The sequence below is a fragment of the Bartonella numerosa genome, from assembly GCF_037070845.1.
Taxonomy (GTDB): domain Bacteria; phylum Pseudomonadota; class Alphaproteobacteria; order Rhizobiales; family Rhizobiaceae; genus Bartonella.
In genome coordinates, this window is record NZ_JAYMZI010000001.1 from 210734 (window position 1) to 231466 (window position 20733).

Here is a 20733-nt window from a genome sequence, read left to right on the forward strand (position 1 = left end):
TTTCTATTTTTTTTCTTTCATATGGTATGATGGCGCTCTATGCGTTTGTTTGTATAGGGGATGTACATTAATAACGTTGTTAATATTTGGAGTTGTTTATGTCTGATTTATCTTCAAAGCATTTGCCTAACCGCGCTTCCCGTGTCACAAATCAGGCACTTTTTGCTATTGAGCGTTTTCTCCATATTGAATCTCTGAGTGGCATTGTCCTTTTGCTGGCAGCAGCTGCTGCACTTATTTTTGCCAACTCCCAATACTCGCCTCTCTATGAAGCTTTTTGGCATACGTATCTTGGTTTTAATTTTGGTAACTTTTCCCTCTCGTGGAGCCTACACTTTTGGGTGAATGACGTTTTCATGACGGTTTTTTTTCTCGTAGCCGGTATGGAAATTCGGCGAGAAATTCATGAAGGTGCCCTCGCTGATTTTAGACAAGCAGTTTTGCCAATTATTGCAGCCGTAGGTGGAGTTTGTCTCCCTGCAATTATTTATCTTGGTTTCAACTTAAATGGTGGACACACTCATGGCTGGGCAGTGCCAACAGCTACAGATATTGCTTTCGCTCTTGGCATCCTTGCCCTTCTTGGAAAAAGAATTCCTTCCAATCTCCATATTATTCTTCTATCCTTGGCAATTATTGATGATATTATCGCAGTTCTCATTATCGCCTTTTTTTATTCAGCCAGCATTGACCCCAGCGGTTTGGCCATTGCGGCGGCCGGAATTGTTTTAGTGTTCTTTTTTCAATGGATCGGGCTTGCGTCAGCGTGGATTTATATTTTTCCGGGCACAATCATCTGGTGGGGTTTAATGGTAACGGGTGCTCATCCATCACTCGCCGGTGTCATTCTGGGCATGATGACCCCTGTTCACCCTACCCGCACCCTTGTAGCTCCACTCACAATACTAAGAAATGCAATGCAAGTTCTTCAAGAGAAAAATGCAAAAACAGACGTACATCATATCTCAAATGCGTTAAAAAAAATGCGCAAAGGACAGCGCGACATGATCGCACCAGTAATACGCATACAGGCAATATTGCACCCTTGGGTTGCTTATGGTATCATGCCCGTCTTCGCTTTTGCAAATGCGGGTGTTAGTTTTGCGAACTTTGACCTTTCTGCCGACAAATCATCCTTAATTATACTCGGTGTCGTTTCCGGTCTGTCTGTTGGTAAACCTCTCGGCATTATTACCGCAAGCTATCTAGCCGTAAAATCGGGGTTGTGCCGCTTACCCTCTAATATAACATGGGCAAACATGTTGTTAATCGGACTGTTGGCCGGAATTGGCTTTACAATGTCTATCTTCGTCTCAATGCTTGCTTTTAAAAACATCATCCTGCTTGACGCTGCGAAAATTGGAGTATTGTGTGGATCTGGTTTATCCGCTCTCATCGGTCTTGGGTACGGGCTTATTTGTATCAAAGGCAGCAAAAAAATGCCTCGCAGTTCCCAATGAATTAAACCAATCGTATTTCGCCTCAATTTTTTTATCTTGGAAGCAATTTAGCCTAATCTGCTGTATTGGGCGTATTACGATTGCGCGAATGAGTAACAAAAACCCCACTGTGTCCTGTTTCTATGGCTATTCTGAAAAGAAAAGACTATATATTGTTTAAAATCTTACTTGGATATCACTTGGATATCCCAACCTTATAATCACTAAAAAAAACCTATAAAAGTTGCGTACTTTTTGTAGAGAAAAACTTCGAACACCCTACCCGCTCCTCCGCACGAGATTAACATAAGGAAGAAATTTTTTCACATATTGTACAAACTGAAATCTTCTACACTACGGGAAAGAGGCTACTGCACAGCGTATCACTCTAAATCCCTGTTTGAAGATAAAATGTCGGCATAACAAATTGTCTGTAAGCCGTATTTTTTTGCAGCAGCACCAAAAGTCCAACGAAACTGAACTTCATTGAACACGCAATTAAAATGAGAATTTACAAAGATACCCCTTTGAAATACGCAATCAGGAATCGGCGCAATATACTTCCTCTTCAGCAACTACCGCCTTCCACACTGATCCCACCAACACCACCATATATCGCGCTACACATAAATATTAACGGTTCAAAAACTTCCTAGAACAAAAAACATTCACCCTTTATCTAATTTATAAACAGCATGTAATGTCCTCACAGCAAGTTCAGTATACGCGCTATCAATTAAAACGGAGATCTTAATCTCTGATGTAGTAATTGCCTGGATATTAATACCTTTTTCGGCTAAAGCTTTAAATGCTGTAGCAGCAACACCTGCGTGGCTGCGCATTCCGATACCGATAACAGACACTTTCGCAAGACCACTTTCAAACTGAATAACATCAAAGCCTATTTCTTTTTGATTTTCCTTAAGAAGCTCAACAGCCTTATCAACATCTGCCGATGGGACAGTAAAAGTCATATCAGTTGTTGAACCATCTTCAGAAGTATTTTGCACAATCATATCAACATTGATGTACGCTTCAGCCAAAGGACCAAAAATTGCTGCAGATATCCCAGGGCAATCCGCGAGTCGACGCAATGAAATCTGCGCTTCATCCTTAGCAAAAGCAATACCGGTAACATTCTGTTGTTCCACTATTTCATCCTCATCACAAATAAGCGTCCCAGAAAAACTTATCGGATCACCCGCGCCCAAAGCATCTGGATCTTCAAAGCTTGAACGCACAAAAGTACGAACTTTATGAACCATAGCCAACTCAACGGAACGAACTTGCAAAACTTTTGCTCCAAGAGAAGCCATCTCAAGCATTTCTTCAAAGGCCACTTTCGCTAAACGACGAGCCTTAGGTTCTACGCGCGGATCAGTCGTATAAACACCATCTACATCTGTATAAATATCACAGCGTTCAGCCTGTATAGCAGCTGCCACTGCAACAGCGCTCGTATCTGATCCACCACGTCCCAAAGTAGCAACCCGATTTCCTGGAGCTAACCCCTGAAAACCAGCAACAACAGCTACTTGCCCCTCTTGCAAACACCGTATTAAAAAAGATCCATCAATATTCGTAATACGCGCGCCACCGTGTGCGCTATTGGTGTGAATAGGAATCTGCCAGCCAAGCCATGAACGAGCATTAACTCCCATAGCTTTGAGCGTGAGAGCCAACAAACCTGCAGTTACCTGCTCGCCAGAAGAAACAACCACGTCATATTCACAAGCATCTTTATACGTTGGTGAAGTGTCATGCGCCCACTGAACAAGTTCATTGGTTTTACCAGCCATTGCTGATACAACGACAGCAACCTCATTACCTGCATTTACCTCCCTTTTAATATGCCGCGCAACATTATGAATACATTCAACATTCGCTACAGATGTTCCACCAAATTTCATGACAATACGTGTCATCAATAATACTCTTACTTTTGCATTTCCTATTTCTAATGGCGATGAAGAATGAGGTCTTTCCAATGCACCAACAAACAAGGTTTTGGCATATCAGAATATCTATCCCTTACGCAAGCCCGATATGTGTGTGTTAATTTTCCTTGACTTTAAGTAAAATTCACCTGACTTGGTCATTAAAAATAAAAAAGGAGAATGATGAAATGAATGAGACACGTACTACAATTGATCAGAATGAAATTGATCACTTTTCGCAGATTGCCACTGAATGGTGGAATCCTCAGGGAAAATTTCGACCACTCCATCAATTTAACCCAACACGCCTCGCGTATATTAAAGAAAAAATTTGCCTAACATTGAATCGCGATCCCGCTTCACTTTCACCATTCAAAAATTTAAAAGTTCTCGATATTGGATGTGGAGGTGGTTTACTATGCGAACCAATGGCACGTCTCGGTGCTACAGTTGTAGGAGCCGATCCTGCACAAACCAATATCGAGGTTGCAAAAACCCACGCAGCTCAAAGCGGTCTTTCAATTGATTACCGTAATGCCACTGCAGAAACATTAGCCGATGAGGGAGAACAATTCGATATAATCCTCAATATGGAAGTTGTTGAGCATGTCTCTGATGTTAAGCTTTTTATAGCAGCCACAGCAACAATGCTCAAACCACGAGGACTGATGTTTATCTCAACGCTCAACCGCACGTGGAAAGCATGGGGGCTAGCCATCATAGGAGCTGAATACATCCTACGCTGGCTTCCTAAAGGAACTCACGACTATAAAAAATTCCTAAAACCACATGAGCTCAAAAAAATCCTATCAGAAAATGCCCTCACTGTAACCGATGAAATAGGCATAACATACAATCCAATAAACGATAGCTGGAATCGCTCGCGAGACATGGACGTCAACTACTTTCTTCTGGCAAGACGTTTTTAGTGAGAACCGCGTACAATCCACTGCATTACCGCACAGTCTTCAATAAAGGATCTAGCTTACCTTCGGCATCTAAATCATAAAGATCATCACAACCCCCAACGTGATAACCACCTATGAAAATTTGCGGAAACGTATTACGACCATTTGCTTTCTTGACCATTTCCTGGCGAAAAGAAGTCGACGCGTCGATATCCGTATACTGTACCCCCTTTTTATCAAGCAAATCACGCGCCTTCACACAATAAGGACAATTTGGACGCGTATAAAGTACGATCTCATGCACAATTATCATCCTCCAATAATTTCCAATACCAATTCCTAAATAATCTTTCAAGAGTGAGGAAAAACTGAAGCTTCCTCCAACGCGCGCGAAAACGTTAAAACGTCAACCTGCCGCACACCAACACGCCTTAATGTTGCAGCCGCCGCTGTGACTGTCGCACCTGTCGTGAACACATCATCAATCAACAAAACAGAACATCCCTTCAGATGTCCTCTAGCTTTACAGGGAACCTCAAAAGCATTCGACATATTTAATTTTCTCTCCCCGACAGATAAACTAACTTGCGGGCGCGTATATCTACGGCGCACGAGCCAACCAGGCCTAAAAGCTTTTTTCTGCGTTTTTGCAATACAGCGAGCAAGCTCAGCAGATTGATTATAGAACCGTCCCCAAAAACGCCGAAAATGCAGCGGAATGGGAATGATGACATCACAACCTTCAATAACCTCACGCCCAGCAAACACCATCCAATCGGCCATAAAAGACGCTAGTTCTGTACGATCACCATATTTCAATCGCGTCACCAAAAGTTTTGCCAGACCTTTATGAATAATAGCCGAACGGGCGCGCGAAAAAGGAGGACGATTCTGAATGGCTTGACCACTAAGAAAGCCATCACCCATATCGCAAACAAAAGGAATCCCCATAATAGGACAATAAGGCTTTGTGATAAATTGAAGATCTTTCCAACATTCAGAACAAACCGTACCATAAGAAGAAACCGTTCGTTTACATCCAGGACAAATTGACGGATATAGAATTGTCATAAAGAATTCAATGAATTTACCCAATACACCCCCTCGCCTAAAGCTATTTAAAAAAAACACAGCGTAGCTAATTTAAAATTTTACAACTTCTACATACAAAAAAATTCCCTTTGCGCCCTTTGATTTATAAAATTGGGTTGCTTTAAAAGCTCTCATTTTCCATAGTCTACTTTTTACATCAAGAATTTGACATGGTTCGCGTAAAAATGAGCCTTTTTAAAATATACTGTAATACTATAGATGGGAAGTATTAAACGACGTGCCACATCCTTTAATTTTCGACTATGCTCGTATTGAACAATACCGTAAACGTGCCTTCAAAAAAGTAAAAACGGGGTATGATTTCCTGTTATCCCGCATGGCAGATGACCTTTGTAAACGTTTGGGTACTGTTAATCGCCTGTTTACACTTGGCCTGGACCTACATAGCCATACCGAACTTGCTGTGCAAGCTTTAATGAAGTCAGGGAAAGTCCGTTGCGTAGAACGCGTTGAAACTGACGTACTCTACGGGAGTCGTAATAAAAAATTTCATTTACGTCACCGAGAGTTCCTCGATTTTCCGGAGCATTATTGTGACCTTATCGTTTCGCTTCTTTCACTACAATTAACCAATGATACCCCCAGCGTCCTTTATCAAATAAGAAACACCCTTAAACCAGATGGCTTATTTCTTGGCGTTATGGCTGGAGCTGGTACACTAACCGAATTACGTGAATGCCTACTACAAGCCGAAATTGAGCTCTACAACGGAGCAAGCCCTAGAATTTACCCTTTCGCGGATATTCGCGATGCGGGAGCCCTTTTGCAGCGCATTGGTTTCGCCTTCCCTGTCGTAGATATTGAAGATATCACTGTACGCTACAATACAATATTCGATCTCATGCACGACATTAAAGCCATGGGAATGCAAAATGCACTCATTAATCGATCACGGCGTCCCGTATCAAAGCGTTTTTTTCTTCGTGCCTCCGAAATATATGCAGAACGCTTTAGTGATCCTGATGGACGCATCCGCGCACATTTTTCTTTTATTTGGCTTTCTGGTTGGGCTCCTCACAAAGACCAACAAAAACCCATGCACCCAGGTTCAGCCCAAATATCCCTCACAGATGTTTTGGGAAAACAACCGGAAAAACCATGATCCCCCCCAATATAATAACTACTTTCTAAAAATGCTCCTATCTGTTGTACGTAAAATCTGACTCGTCACAGTTCCAGCCAACATTGAGCCACTTACATTCAAAGCTGTACGCCCCATATCAATCAAGGGTTCTATGGAAATAAGCACAGGAATCAAAGAAACAGGTAGCCCCATAATTGGCAACACAATAAATGCAGCAAAAATAGCACCACCGCCAACACCAGCAACGCCGATAGAGCTTAGCGTTACAACACCAACGAGGGTAGCAATCCAAGTAAAATCGAAAGGATTTATGCCAACAGAAGGCGCTATCATGGTAGCAAGCATAGCTGGATAAAGTCCCGCGCAACCATTTTGCCCAATTGTTGCCCCAAAAGAAGCTGCAAAGCTTGCGATCGACTGCGGTACACCAACTTGACGTGTTTGTGCATCGATATTTAGAGAAATAGTTGCAGCACTTGAACGACTACTGAAAGCAAATATCAAAACAGGCAATACCTTCTTAAAAAAGCGAAACGGATTAATGCCTGATATGCCAAGCAACACACCGTGGATTCCAAACATAAAAATAATACCGACATAAGAAGCAATAACAAAAATCAGTAATTTAAAAATATCTGCAACATTCGAAGTCGCTCCTAATTTCGTTGTAAGCGCGAAAATACCATAAGGCGTTAAAGAAATTACAACACGAACCAATCGCATAATCCATGCTTGTGCAACTTGAATAAATAAAAGAACTTTTTCTCCTTTATCCGGATCATCTTTTTTTAAAAAAATAGCTGCAGCCCCCAGAAACGCTGAAAAAATAACAACACTGATAACCGATTCTCGCTTCACTCCCCCTAATTCAGCAAACGGATTTTCAGGAATAAAGGATAAAATCATCTTCGGCATACTCATATTTTCTAATTGAAGAGCATGGGGAAAAACAGCGGAAATATTTTCATCTCCGCTTATCAATCCCCCAGCTGTTAATCCGAAAGAGTTAGCGACAAAGACACCAATCAAAGCTGAAATGGCTGTTGTAAGGAGCAATATAGAAATTGAAGAAACGCTAATTTTACCAATATCATAAACAGAGTGTAGATGAGCAACTGCCGAAACAATAGAAGTAAGGATCAATGGCATAACAAGCATTTTTAACAACGAGACATAACCATCTCCGACTATATTAAACCATTCAACAGAATTTAGTAAAGTGATCCCATTCTCCCGGTAAACAACTTGCAAGACACTCCCAAAACCCAGGCCAAGAATGAGACTTAGCATAACGCGCAGTGAAAGGCTCCATTTCATTTTTTTACTTTGAGAAATCAAAAATAAAAAAATCACAAACAGAAATAAATTAACGAAAAAATCAAATGCCATTGCTCATGCCTATCTTATCGTTTCTCCTAAGAATGAAAATAACGCATAACTCAAAATCAATTCATAGTATTTTGAAAAAAATACAAAACCCGTCAAAACTTTATAAATTTCTGCATCAAAAGTTATATAGATGAGGATTCTTGGTTATTCCTGCTATCGACGGAGTCTCATTCTAAAACAAAATGCTTCCAACAAATAGCAACCCTCCCCGAGCTTCCTCATTTGACCTCAATATCGGACTTGTAGTAGAAGCGCAATAATGGAAACCCCGCAGCCAAACACGCGAAAATAGGGGAACCTCCAACGATGAACCGAAATACCTCTCCCTCAAACAAATTCCAGAACCTACCCTTGTAATGAACATAATATGAAAAGAAAATACTTTTTCTCCGCAAATGTTCCTTCCTTTTCATAAACAGATTAGGATAGAAGATTTTTTAATACTGGAACTAATGGCTTATCAGCATCAGGCATACAACAGTGATCAAGATCACCAATAAAAACCCATTTCAGATTTTGCCCTTCTCGCCCGTGCACAACACCCTCATAGTGAGAACAAAGATACAGAGGCATTAAAAGGTGAAATGATTCATAGCCATGGCTTACAAATGTCAGGGGAAACAAATTACTTTCTGAAACATGAATACCAAGCTCCTCGTCTAATTCACGAATCAGCGATGCCTCTGGAGTTTCACCTCGTTCAATCTTTCCACCGGGAAATTCCCACAAACCGGCCATCGGCTTCCCTTGAGGACGCTCTGCAAGCAAAACGCGATTATCTTTATCCAATAACGCACACGCAACAACGAGAAGAAGCGAACTTTCTACACGCATACCACCCCTCAAACAGAAACAATAATCACTCTTTCTACCAAAGACACCCACTCCAAAGAGAGAGCCCACAACAACCTTCTGCGACGAGCGCAGAGCGCTTGATACCAAACCTACAGTAAATCTATTAACTTCTGTAATCACCGTTGATCATAACGTACTCCTTTGTCAAGTCGCAAGACCAAATAGTCGCCTTACCATTTCCTAGGCCAATATCGATACGAATCGCGATATGTTTTCCCTGCATATAAGCACCTATTGTCTCTTCACTATACTCAGGATCACGCTCACCATTGACAGCCAAGCGATGTTCACCAAACCAAATAGTCAACAAATCACGATCTACCTCGACGCCTGCCTTACCGACTGCCATAACCACTCGTCCCCAGTTAGCGTCCTCACCAGCAATTGCTGTTTTTACAAGCGGTGAATTTGCAACTGATAGGGCAATAGTCTTAGCAGCATCGTCTGTTGTAGCACCAATTACATTAACTTCGATTAAATGACGAGCCCCTTCGCCATCGCAAACAACTTGTAAGGCAAGCTCAAGCAAAAGTCCGCTCAATTGCTTCACAAATACGTCATAGCGCGGATCAGACTTGCTCGTAAGGCAGGGAAAACTCCCTTTTACCTGCCCTGTTGAAAACATCATCAATGTATCCGACGTAGACATATCACTATCAACAGTTATCGAATTGAAAGAACCCTGAACTGCCTCTGATAACATGGACTGGAGTATATCCGAAGAAATCGCCGCATCACTCACCACAAAGGATAACATCGTTGCCATATCTGGCGCGATCATACCAGATCCCTTCGCAATCCCATTAATGGTGACAACCTCCCCCCCACAACCAAAGCTGCGCGTAGCAAGTTTCGGAAACGTGTCTGTCGTCATAATAGCCTTCGCAGCTTCCAACCAGTTTCCTTCTTCTGCTCTCTCCACCATATTTGGTAAAAGATTCACAACATAGGAAGCATCCATCGGCTCCCCAATAACGCCAGTAGAGGCTACAAAAATTTCATTTTCTTTAACCTTTAAAACACGTGCTGCAGCGCGCGTTATCGCATCCGTTACTTGCCTACCTTTGCGCCCCGTAAAAGCATTAGCATTCCCGGAATTAACAACAACACCCCTAGCAACCCCATGAGGAAGAGACACACGACAGTGCTCTACAGGAGCGGATGGACATTTTGAGCGCGTAAAAACACCCGCCACGTTTGCTGGTACATCGAATATAATAAAAAGGAGATCCGTACGACCCTCATACCTAATTCCAGCCTCAGCCGTTGCTATCCGAACGCCAGACAACGGCGGAAGCTCTTGTATTTTCGGAGAAGACAAAGAAAGCATTCATACATCCAAAATGTGTTGCCAATAAAAAACCACGCCCAACGCAACAAGACATCCCCACTAAGCAGGAACCCAACAGACAGAATCCAGACTTCTTAGATAAAGCCAGCACATCAAGATGCCCAACTGAAAAATACTATTCCTCTTCTTCATCGTCATCAGACGGCTCACCCAACAACGGCACATCGTTTTTATTAAGTGACTTCATAAGCTCTGCAATATGAGCATCAGGATACTTTACATCCACTTTACTGCGTAAATCGGTAATGAGCTTTTGGTAACGCTCTTTTATGAGCTGCGTACGCAACATCTCTTTCACATCATCAAATACAGGAGGCTGCTTCAGACGACGATCTTCTACCTTTATAACGTGCCATCCAAAAGGGCTTTCAACAGGATTTTTAGTGTACTCTCCGACTTTCAAGGCAAACGCAGCATCCTCGAAAGGCTTAACCATTTGGCCGTGGCTAAAATAATCAAGATCCCCCCCAACGGCGGCTGAACCATCCGTTGAGCTTTTTTTCGCAATCTCTTCAAAATTCTCACCCTTATTCAAACGCTTAATGATGTCTTGCGCCTCTTTTTTTGTTTTCACTAAAATGTGGCGCGCTCTAATTTCATCCTCTTTAGGCAAAGCAGCAACCTCTTTATCGTAAAGCGCTACTAAATCAGCATCCGAAATCTGATCAACAACCATCTGCTTAAAATAAAGCTGCTGAAGTACATTGTCTCGCATAATTGCCATACGCTTATCGTAAGCTGCAGTCTTATCAATGCCTTTGCTGATTGCCGCTTTAGTGAGAACACGCATGTCCAAGTAGGCCTTTAAAACTGTTATACGGCGTTGTTCATCTGGGATATTTGCTAAATTTGGATTTATCTCGAGCGCTAATTCATCTAATTGCCCAGCCGTAATATTCTTTCCATCAATGACCGCCATAATATGAGAAGGAGGAATTTTCTTTTCAGAAGCTTTCTCCAAAGCCTTTAAATCATTCGATCCGGACGTCACGCTTTCCTTAGCCACCACCCCCAAATTTGAGCTTACTAGTAAAGTCGATGTCAAAAACAGCGTGATAAAGTTGAATTTCATAAATATGCTCCTTAAAGACAAATACACGTTCGAGATTCTGTTATTCCATCATAACACTTTAAATCTCTAAGCATAGACAAATCGATAACTTTGTGTAAAAAAAAGACAAACCGCCCCTCTACTTTGGTTCGCCCCACTTTAGACCTCTACAATAGTAAATCTACAACAATAAAAATGCAACCACACAGGACGCCGCCATATTACGTTACATCATATCATAAATTACTCTATAGCGCACTAATTAAATGGTATTACTGAAGTTGACACGATGCGTTTATCCTCTTATTTCTACTTTGATAATTGAGGTAAATGATTATGCACCGACAAGCAAACAAACACCATATACATTCAACATGAAGTCTCTTGGAAAGTGGAAAAGATGGGGATAATGTGCATGGAGCATCCAACTATGGTTGTAACAAATAAGAGAAAGGACCAGGAATGGTCGGTTTAGGCGTTTTTGCACGTAAATTTTTTGGTTCGGCTCATGAGCGCCGTCTTAAGGCCTTTCGCCAAAGGGTCGTAAAAATTAACTCTTTGGAAGAACAATTCCAAAAATTGAGTGATACGCAACTCTGCCAAAAAACCGATGAGTTTCGTAAGCGACTGGCTGAAGGTGAAACCGCTGACTCGCTTTTGCCAGAGACTTTTGCGACTATTCGTGAAGCAGTAAAGCGTGTCTATAATATGCGTCTTTTCGATGTGCAACTTATCGGTGGAATGGTTCTTCATGAACGGAGTATAGCTGAAATGCGCACCGGTGAAGGTAAAACGTTGATGGCAACACTCCCAGTTTATCTCAACGCATTAGAAGGAAAAGGTGTTCATGTCGTTACAGTAAATGACTATCTTGCCAGTCGTGATGCCGAAACCATGGGTAGAATCTATGAATTTTTGGGGCTAACAACCGGTGTGATTCTCCATGATCTTGATAACGATGCCCGTCAGGCAGCGTATGCGTGCGACATCACATATGCGACAAATAACGAATTAGGTTTTGATTATCTTCGCGATAATATGGCGTTCGATCGCAGCAAAATGGTCCAGCGTGGGCATAATTACGCGATAATTGATGAAGTCGACTCCATCCTCATTGACGAAGCACGTACCCCCCTTATTATTTCAGGACCTTTAGAAGATCGTACAGATTTTTATAACCTCATTGATACATTCATTCCTGCCTTGATCGCAGAAGATTACGAAATAGATGAAAAACAAAAGACGACAACTTTTACCGAAATTGGTACTGAAAAAATTGAAAAGATGCTCGAGAAATCTGGTCATCTAAAAAGCGGAAGTCTCTACGACATAGAAAATGTTGCTATTGTCCATCACATAAATAACGCCCTAAAAGCCCATAAACTGTTTGTCCGTGACAAAGACTACATCGTCCGCAATAATGAAGTTGTTATCATTGATGAATTTACAGGCCGTATGATGCCAGGGAGGCGCTATTCTGAAGGCCTTCATCAAGCATTAGAAGCCAAAGAACACGTTGCTATCCAACCAGAAAATCAGACATTAGCTTCCATCACTTTCCAGAATTATTTTCGTATGTATAAGAAATTATCCGGCATGACCGGAACTGCTGCAACAGAAGCAGAAGAATTCGGTAATATTTACGATCTTGATGTTATCGAAGTTCCCACAAATTTACCAATACAACGTCGGGATGAAGATGATGAGATTTATAGGACTGCGGAAGAGAAATATCGTGCCATCGTACATGATATTCGTCAGGCGCATGCAAAAGGACAACCTATCCTCGTTGGTACGACATCCATTGAAAAATCAGAACAATTAGCAGAACGTTTGCGAAAGGAAGGTATTAACGATTTTAGAGTCCTGAATGCCCGATATCACGAGCAAGAAGCGTATATCATTGCACAGGCAGGAGTTCCAGGAGCTTTAACCATTGCAACAAATATGGCTGGCCGCGGCACAGATATACAACTAGGTGGTAATGTCGAGATGCGTATTCGACAAGAATTACAAGATATGCCCGAAGGATCAGAACGAACAGCCGAAATCAAAAAAATAAAAGAAGACGTCCAGAAACTCAAAGAAAAAGCACTAGCCGCTGGCGGACTCTATGTCATTGCAACTGAACGCCACGAAAGCCGTCGTATTGACAACCAACTCCGCGGTCGCTCCGGTCGCCAAGGTGACCCTGGTCGATCAAAATTTTTTCTCTCTCTTCAGGACGATCTCATGCGTATTTTCGGTTCTGATCGTATGGACAGCATGCTGCAAAAGCTTGGATTGAAAGAAAATGAGGCGATCATCCATCCGTGGATTAATAAAGCCATTGAAAAAGCCCAAAAGAAAGTTGAATCTCGAAACTTCGAGATTCGCAAAAATTTATTAAAATACGACGACGTCATGAATGACCAACGCAAAGTTATTTTTGAACAGCGTATGGAAATTATGAACGCGAATGATTTGGCCGAAATGATCCTTGAAATGCGCAACGAAGTGGTAGAGGATTTAGTGGAGACCTATATACCGTCGGGGACGTATTTTGAAAAGTGGGACTTAAAAACTCTACAAGAGGAATTTCGCCAACTCTTCAACCTTGAGCTCCCAGTCAAGAAATGGGGGAAAGAAGATGGGATCGCTCAAGAGCAATTATTGGAGAAAATTTTTGACGCTGTTATCCAGCTTGAAAATGAACGTGCTAAACGCTACCCTCCGGAGGTTATGGCTTATTTTCAAAAAGCTGTATTGCTTGAGACCATCGACGTATTGTGGCGCGAACATTTGGTAAATTTAGAGCATCTGCGTTCTGTTATTGGTTTTCGTGGTTATGCACAACGAGACCCCCTTAACGAATACAAGACAGAGGCATTTGAACTTTTTCAAACCATGCTCAGAAATTTGCGCAGGCACGTTACTTCTAAACTTATGCGCTTTGAAATCATTCAGCAGCCTTCAGAATCGCCGCCGCTCACACAAACCGATGCAAATCATTCTTCTATTAACAACCAAGAAAAAGGAAATGATCCGGTCTCGTGGGCGCAATCGCGAGAAAATAAGCTCGTTCACTCTAAAGATCGTGATCCAAGCGATTTAACTACATGGGGGAAAGTTGGACGCAATGAGCTTTGTCCTTGTGGTTCAGAGAAAAAATATAAACATTGTCATGGATCCTTTGTCTGAAAAGAAAATGATTGAAATGCATAAAAAGCGAAATTACGAGAAAGAGTTACGCACCGCAGGTTTGAGAGTAACCCGTCAAAGGCGCATTATTCTCGATGTTTTAACCGATACAGACGACCACCCAAACGCATTTGAAATTTTTCAACGCGCCAACAAAATGGATTCGACTATTTCACTTTCAACAGTCTACCGAACTATGAAAACATTAGAAGGAAATGGGACAATTCATCGCCATACTTTCAACGGCGGACCGTCTCGTTTCGAACAAGCAGACGGAAAACATCACGATCATCTAATCGATATAGAAACGGGAAAAGTCATAGAATTTCAATCGGATGTCATCGAATATTTGCAAGAAGAGATTGCTAAATCCCTTGGTTACGACATCATACACCACCGACTTGAGCTTTACGGGAAAAAGCGCAACCCCTGACCTCCAGGGATCGTACGCAAAGCCTAATCCCCTCCCCGTAAGTCAGATTTGTATAAATTCAATGTAAAACACGCAGTCCCCGTTGGCAAAAAAGCTTTCCTGCTTTATTACCGCCTTTTATATGATGCTATGAAAAGATTGATCACCAACACTATAACGAGAATATTATAACAAATTAGGCTAGTATTGTCATGGTTTCTTTGCCACAAGATCGTATGAAACAACTTGAAAAGCGCTTTGAAATAATTGAAAGCCAAATGGCTCAAAATCCTGACGCTGAAGTTTATGTGAAGCTAGCTTCCGAATATGCAGAATTACAACCAATTGTTGCCTCTATACAAATTCTAAACGCTCTTTACGCAGAAATTAAAGAGCTAGAAGCTATGATCGATGATAAACTAACAGACGCAGATATGCGCAATCTTGCTCAAGAAGAGCTTCCACTATTATTTCAGAAAAGGAAGCAGCTCGAAAAAGAGCTCCAAATTCTTCTCTTACCAAAAGATATTGCTGATAAAAAAAGCGCTATTATCGAAATTCGAGCAGGAACAGGCGGATCGGAAGCAGCGCTTTTTGCCGGTAACCTTTTCCGCATGTATGAACGCTATGCCAACGCCCACAAATGGAAAGTCGAAGTTATCTCACTTAATGAAGGCGAGGTTGGTGGATATAAAGAAATTATTGCTACCATTTCAGGACAAGGGGTATTTTCTAAACTGAAGTTTGAATCTGGTATTCATCGCGTACAGCGCGTCCCCGAAACAGAAACAAGCGGACGAATTCACACATCTGCTGCCACCGTCGCAGTACTTCCAGAAGCTGAAGAAATTGACATTGAAATCCGGCCGGAGGATATTCGTATCGATACAATGCGTGCGTCAGGGGCAGGAGGACAGCATGTTAACACAACAGACTCGGCAGTCCGAATTACACATATTCCAACAGGCATTATGGTTGTACAAGCAGAAAAGTCACAACACCAAAACCGCGCACGTGCGCTCCAGATTTTACGAGCACGCCTATTCGATATTGAACAAAAAAAAGCGGAAAATGAGCGCTCAGCGTCACGTAAAAACCAAGTTGGCTCCGGTGATAGATCAGAGCGTATCCGTACTTATAACTTCCCTCAAGGACGTGTTACCGATCACCGCATCAACCTCACACTATACAAGCTTGACAGTATTATAGAGGGAGACCTTGATGAGCTTATAAATGCTCTCATCTCTGATTACCAAACGACTCTCCTCACAGAAATGGATAATAATGGATGAACGACTGTTTTCTCAATAATGTCATCCTAAAAACCAAAAAAGAATTGCGTCATAAAGGAATTTCCGAGGCCAGTCTTGATGCAAGGATACTTGTTGAATGGGTAACAGGAACGGATGCATCTGACAGAATCTCTCGTCCTAACATGCGCATTTCCCCTCAACAAATGACACAACTAGAACACGCAATACAGCGACGTATTGCCGGCGAACCCGTTCACCGTATTATAGGAACACGAGAATTTTACGGTATATCCCTTTCATTATCTCGAGATACATTGGAACCGCGCCCTGACACAGAAACGCTAGTAGACATCGTTTTGCCATTTTTAAGAAAACAGGTGGAGCAATCAAAAAAGACATTACTACTCGACATGGGGACAGGAAGTGGTGCAATTGCGATCGCCATTCTTAAACAGATCCCTCAATCCTCCGCAGTGGCTGTCGATATTTCTGAAGATGCCCTCAAAACAGCTACAAAAAATGCGCAAAACGCAAAAGTCATTCACCGCTTTACACCTCTTCTCAGTGACTGGTTTGACTCCGTTACAGGGCGGTTTGATCTTATTATTTCTAACCCACCATATATTCCAGAAAAAGATATTGAGAAACTCTCAAAGGAAGTACGTTGCTACGATCCACTACGCGCATTGATTGGCGGAAAAGACGGTCTCGACTTCTATCGAAAGCTCGTCCATGAAGCAACAAACTACTTAAAAGAAAACGGCCACATAGCCGTTGAAATTGGACATTCCCAAGACAAGGAAGTTTGCAACTTATTCGAAGGAAACGGCTTCCAGTGCCTGGAAGTGCGCAGAGACTTGAACAATATACCCCGCGCGCTCCTCTTCGCACACAACCGTTAGAATTCCCAATCATCATCCATAGTAGCAACCGCCTTACCAATAACATAGGAAGAACCAGCTCCCGAAAAAAAATCATGATTCTCATCGGAATTCGGCGATAAAGCTGCCAAAATAGCTGGATTAACACGACAAACCTCAGGAGGAAAAAGGGACTCAAACCCTAGATTCATCAAAGCCTTATTCGCATTATAATGAAGAAAAATTTTGACATCTTCTGTTAACCCAATATCATCATAAAGATCTTCAGTATATTTGCATTCAATATTGTAAAGATCGAAAAGCAGTTCGAACGCGAAATCCTTAATTTCCTGCTTTTTAGTTTCATCAAGCTTTGCGAACCCTAATTGAAATTTATAACCTATATAATAACCATGTACAGCTTCATCACGGATGATGAGCCTAATCAAATCAGCCGTATTACTCAATTTCGCACGACTGGCCCAATACATAGGTAAATAAAAACCAGAATAAAATAAAAAACTTTCAAGCAACGTTGAAGCAATTTTTTTCTTTAATGGGTTGTCCCCTTCATAACGCTCAAGCACGAGCCGCGCTTTCCTTTGTAAATGGACATTTTCTTCTGACCACCTGAAAGCATCATCAACTTCTACCGTTGAGCAAAGGGTCGAAAAAATAGAAGAATAAGAACGTGCATGAACTGCTTCCATAAACGCAATATTCGTTAGCACGGCCTCCTCATGCTCTGTTATCGCATCAGCCATAAGCGAAATGGCTCCCACAGTATTTTGAATTGTATCCAGAAGAGTTAAACCCGTAAAAACACGAACTGTTAGCCTGCGCTCTTCTTCTGTCAAACTCGACCACGAAGGAATATCATTAGAAAGCGGGACCTTCTCGGGTAGCCAAAAATTCCCAGTTAAGCGGTTCCACACCTCAAGATCCTTCTCGTCCTGCAATTTATTCCAATTAACAGCGCTCACGACAGGATTCTTGGTCGTAATCTTCGTCATACAAACTACCTCCTATAAGCTGCAAGAAACGCAGCCATCCACTTCCGTCCCGCTCAATGCCATCTGACGCAATCGTATATAATAAATGCTCTTTATGCCCTTTTTCCAGGCATAAATTTGCGCACGATTAATATCACGTGTAGTGGCCGTGTCCGGAAAAAATAAAGTTAATGAAAGTCCTTGATCAACATGCTGCGTAGCAGCAGCGTAAATGTCGATAATTTTCTCAGGACCAATCTCGTAAGCATCCTGGTAAAAATCTAAATTTGTATTGTCCATATAAGGAGCCGGATAATAAACACGTCCAATTTTTCCTTCTTTACGGATCTCGATCTTTGAAGCAATTGGATGAATTGAAGATGTCGCGTGATTAATATAGGAGATAGACCCTGTAGGGGGCACGGCTTGAAGGTTGCGATTATAAAGACCATGCTCAACAACTAAATTTTTGAGCTCCTGCCAATCTTTTTGATCTGGAATAGCAATACCGTTACGCGCGAAAATCTCTCGCACAACCGCAGACTGCGGCTTCCACTCTTTATCGATGTATTTTGCAAAAAAACTGCCGTCCGCATAAGCCGATTTCTCAAACCCCACGAACGTCTCTTTACGCTCGCGCGCGATTAAATTAGAAGCGCGTATCGCGTGATATGCCACAGTATAAAAATAGATATTAGTAAAATCAATGGCCTCCGGAGACCCATAATAAATCTGCTCACGCGCCAAGAATCCATGCAAGTTCATTTGTCCCAAACCAATTGCATGACTTTCAGCATTACCCTTCGCGACAGAAGGAACACAAGCGATATTACTCATATCGGAAACAGAGGTGAGAGCACGAACAGCAATTTCCACCGCTTCCCCTAAACTACCACCTTCCATCGCTTTTGCAATATTCATTGAACCAAGATTACAAGATATATCACTCCCAACAGTGCGATAAGTTAAATCCGTTTCCAGCTCACTCGCCTCGCTCACCTGCAAAATTTCTGAACATAAATTGCTCATACTTATACGCCCTGCCACTGGATTGGCACGATTAGCAGTATCCTCAAATAAAATATACGGATAACCTGACTCAAACTGAATCTCAGCCAAGGTCTGAAAAAAGACGCGTGCACTTATTTTCTTTTTACGAATCTTTGCATTATCAACAAAAGACCGGTAATGCTCCGTTAAAGAAATATCGCTGAAGGGTTTTCCTGTAACACGCTCAATATCATAGGGTGAGAACAAGTACATATCCTCATTATTACGCGCGAGTTCAAAAGTAATATCAGGGATGATTACACCAAGAGAAAGCGTCTTGATTCTGACCTTCTCATCAGCATTCTCGCGCTTTGTGTCCAAAAATTTCATAATATCCAAATGATGCGCGTGCAAATAAACAGCACCAGCGCCCTGCCGTGCACCAAGTTGATTAGCGTAAGAAAAGGAATCCTCAAGAAGTTTCATCACGGGAAGAACACCAGAAGACTGATTTTCTATTTTCTTTATCGGCGCCCCCGCTTCCCGCAAATTTGTTAAACAGAGCGCCACACCCCCACCCCGCTTTGAAAGTTGCAAAGCTGAATTGACAGAACGACCTATCGATTCCATGCTATCTTCAACCCGCAGCAAAAAGCACGACACTAATTCGCCGCGCTGCTTTTTCCCTGCATTCAAAAATGTTGGCGTCGCAGGCTGAAATCGCCCCGTGATAATTTCATCTACGAGACTTTCAGCAAAAGCCTTGTTCCCCTGCGCTAAATACAAAGCCACCAGACAGACACGGTCTTCGTAACGTTCAAGATAGCGCTTTCCGTCAAAAGTTTTTAATGTATAGCTCGTGTAATATTTAAACGCACCTAAAAAAGTCGAAAAACGAAATTTGAACGCGTAGGCACGCTTAAAAAGCCTTTTGATAAAAGAAAAATCATAAAGCTCAAACAAGTCTTTTTCGTAGTAACCTTCCTCTATCAAATAGTCTATTTTTTCCTTAAGATTATGAAAAAAAACCGTATTTTGATTAACATGCTGGAGGAAATACTGCCGCGCTGCAAGCCGATCCATATCAAATTGGATATGACCATCCTCATCGTAGAGATTAAGCATCGCATTCAATGCATGATAATCTGTGACTTTACCTAATTTTTTCAGCCGTTCCATACTGATTGTTTCCAAAACTCCTCCAATCCCCTCTTTACACGCACGACATCCTCGTCAGTTCCACGAAGCTCAAAACGATAAAGGCAGGGCACTAAACATTTTTCAGCAATAATCTTGCTAGCTAAACTATAATTGCGACCAAAATTACGATTTCCACCGCCAATGACACCGCGAATTAATTTGCGATTCTCTACTTCATTAAGAAAACGAATAACCGCCTTTGGTACGGCCATCCTACCTTCACCATCCGCGTACGTGGGAACGACTAAAACATAAGGCTCCCCAACTAACGCGCGAGGTTTTTTTTTATCAATTTTGAAAAGCCGCTGGTCAACCCGAGAAACAAAATGCTCAGTATTACCTGTTATACTCGAATAATAGACGATAAGCCCCATCAATCACAAAGACCACTAATCATATCCGGCCTGAAACCAGACCAATGATTCTCACCACATACGACAACAGGAACCTGACGATACCCCAAAGACCGGACAAAACTATACGCTTTTTCATCACGGGAAATATCGACAACGTGATAACCAATACCTTTGGCATCAAAGGCGCGCCGCGTCGCATCGCACTGAACACAAGAAGGCTTGCTGTAAATAGTAATAGACATTTTTTCCAACTTCCATAATTCCAAAAATCAGCTTTTCACGTAAATTATGCGCAGCCACACCCCCACTCAAGCAACACATAGCTTCCTAAATATACCAGAAAATCCCCACATTCTTAATCAA

General features: G+C 41.9%; 18 protein-coding genes. 7 read left to right on the forward strand and 11 right to left on the reverse strand.

Going from position 1 to position 20733, the window contains the following annotated elements; translation table 11 throughout:
• Positions 1-98: 98 nt before the first annotated feature.
• Positions 99-1460 carry a Na+/H+ antiporter NhaA gene (gene nhaA, locus WCP75_RS00955; protein WP_336276380.1) on the forward strand — a complete coding sequence of 454 codons (1362 nt, stop codon included), beginning with the start codon at positions 99-101 and terminating at the stop codon, positions 1458-1460.
• A 647-nt stretch (positions 1461-2107) separates the two neighbouring features.
• Here the strand turns inward: nhaA and WCP75_RS00960 are convergent.
• Entirely contained in the window at positions 2108-3364 is a 1257-nt protein-coding gene (locus tag WCP75_RS00960; protein ID WP_336276381.1) for an aspartate kinase, read from the reverse strand.
• A gap of 200 nt (positions 3365-3564) precedes the next feature.
• On the opposite strand from WCP75_RS00960, the gene ubiG reads away from it, so the two are divergent.
• Complete coding sequence (ubiG, locus tag WCP75_RS00965) at positions 3565-4305, forward strand: bifunctional 2-polyprenyl-6-hydroxyphenol methylase/3-demethylubiquinol 3-O-methyltransferase UbiG (RefSeq protein ID WP_336276382.1); 741 nt, start codon at positions 3565-3567, stop codon at positions 4303-4305.
• A 25-nt stretch (positions 4306-4330) separates the two neighbouring features.
• On the opposite strand, the gene grxC is transcribed toward ubiG, so the two are convergent.
• Together grxC and WCP75_RS00975 are read right to left on the reverse strand one after the other, a co-directional pair.
• Entirely contained in the window at positions 4331-4588 is a 258-nt protein-coding gene (gene grxC / locus WCP75_RS00970) for a glutaredoxin 3 (RefSeq protein WP_336276383.1), read from the reverse strand.
• Positions 4589-4635: 47 nt separating this feature from the next.
• A complete protein-coding gene (locus tag WCP75_RS00975; RefSeq protein ID WP_336276446.1) occupies positions 4636-5355 on the reverse strand; it encodes a ComF family protein in 720 nt (239 codons plus the stop codon).
• A 259-nt stretch (positions 5356-5614) separates the two neighbouring features.
• Between WCP75_RS00975 and WCP75_RS00980 the strand changes: the two genes are divergently transcribed.
• Positions 5615-6499, forward strand: coding sequence for a methyltransferase domain-containing protein (locus WCP75_RS00980; RefSeq protein ID WP_336276384.1), 885 nt, complete (start codon positions 5615-5617; stop codon positions 6497-6499).
• Between the two features lie 18 nt (positions 6500-6517).
• Here WCP75_RS00980 and WCP75_RS00985 read toward each other — a convergent pair whose 3' ends face one another.
• The 4 genes from WCP75_RS00985 to WCP75_RS01000 form a co-directional block, all read right to left on the reverse strand.
• Positions 6518-7870 (reverse strand): L-cystine transporter, encoded by a 1353-nt coding sequence (locus WCP75_RS00985; RefSeq protein ID WP_336276385.1) that lies wholly within the window; start codon positions 7868-7870, stop codon positions 6518-6520.
• A gap of 420 nt (positions 7871-8290) precedes the next feature.
• Positions 8291-8704, reverse strand: coding sequence for a (deoxy)nucleoside triphosphate pyrophosphohydrolase (locus WCP75_RS00990; protein WP_336276447.1), 414 nt, complete (start codon positions 8702-8704; stop codon positions 8291-8293).
• Between the two features lie 124 nt (positions 8705-8828).
• A complete protein-coding gene (argJ, locus tag WCP75_RS00995; RefSeq protein WP_336276386.1) occupies positions 8829-10055 on the reverse strand; it encodes a bifunctional glutamate N-acetyltransferase/amino-acid acetyltransferase ArgJ in 1227 nt (408 codons plus the stop codon).
• 136 nt (positions 10056-10191) lie between these two features.
• Positions 10192-11148 carry a peptidylprolyl isomerase gene (locus tag WCP75_RS01000; RefSeq protein WP_336276387.1) on the reverse strand — a complete coding sequence of 319 codons (957 nt, stop codon included), beginning with the start codon at positions 11146-11148 and terminating at the stop codon, positions 10192-10194.
• A gap of 441 nt (positions 11149-11589) precedes the next feature.
• Between WCP75_RS01000 and secA the strand changes: the two genes are divergently transcribed.
• From secA to prmC, 4 genes are all read left to right on the forward strand, one after another.
• Positions 11590-14307: a preprotein translocase subunit SecA gene (gene secA, locus WCP75_RS01005; RefSeq protein WP_336276388.1), complete on the forward strand. Its 2718-nt coding sequence runs from the start codon at positions 11590-11592 to the stop codon at positions 14305-14307.
• Positions 14246-14740: a Fur family transcriptional regulator gene (locus tag WCP75_RS01010; RefSeq protein ID WP_336276389.1), complete on the forward strand. Its 495-nt coding sequence runs from the start codon at positions 14246-14248 to the stop codon at positions 14738-14740. Before secA ends, WCP75_RS01010 begins: the two co-directional genes overlap by 62 nt.
• 191 nt (positions 14741-14931) lie before the next feature.
• On the forward strand, positions 14932-16011 hold the full coding sequence (gene prfA / locus WCP75_RS01015; RefSeq protein ID WP_336276390.1) for a peptide chain release factor 1: 1080 nt from the start codon (positions 14932-14934) through the stop codon (positions 16009-16011).
• Positions 16008-16874 carry a peptide chain release factor N(5)-glutamine methyltransferase gene (gene prmC / locus WCP75_RS01020; RefSeq protein ID WP_336276391.1) on the forward strand — a complete coding sequence of 289 codons (867 nt, stop codon included), beginning with the start codon at positions 16008-16010 and terminating at the stop codon, positions 16872-16874. Before prfA ends, prmC begins: the two co-directional genes overlap by 4 nt.
• Here the strand turns inward: prmC and nrdF are convergent.
• The 4 genes from nrdF to nrdH are packed head-to-tail and all read right to left on the reverse strand — an operon-like array spanning position 16871 to position 20612.
• On the reverse strand, positions 16871-17845 hold the full coding sequence (nrdF, locus tag WCP75_RS01025; RefSeq protein WP_336276392.1) for a class 1b ribonucleoside-diphosphate reductase subunit beta: 975 nt from the start codon (positions 17843-17845) through the stop codon (positions 16871-16873). The genes prmC and nrdF overlap by 4 nt on opposite strands.
• Before the next feature lie 12 nt (positions 17846-17857).
• The gene (gene nrdE / locus WCP75_RS01030; protein ID WP_336276448.1) at positions 17858-19993 is read right to left on the reverse strand and encodes a class 1b ribonucleoside-diphosphate reductase subunit alpha; all 2136 of its coding nucleotides are present in this window, start codon (positions 19991-19993) and stop codon (positions 17858-17860) included.
• The gene (gene nrdI, locus WCP75_RS01035) at positions 19981-20388 is read right to left on the reverse strand and encodes a class Ib ribonucleoside-diphosphate reductase assembly flavoprotein NrdI (protein ID WP_336276393.1); all 408 of its coding nucleotides are present in this window, start codon (positions 20386-20388) and stop codon (positions 19981-19983) included. The genes nrdE and nrdI overlap by 13 nt, the downstream gene beginning before the upstream one ends.
• Positions 20388-20612 carry a glutaredoxin-like protein NrdH gene (gene nrdH / locus WCP75_RS01040; RefSeq protein WP_336276394.1) on the reverse strand — a complete coding sequence of 75 codons (225 nt, stop codon included), beginning with the start codon at positions 20610-20612 and terminating at the stop codon, positions 20388-20390. The genes nrdI and nrdH overlap by 1 nt, the downstream gene beginning before the upstream one ends.
• Between the last annotated feature and the right edge of the window lie 121 nt (positions 20613-20733).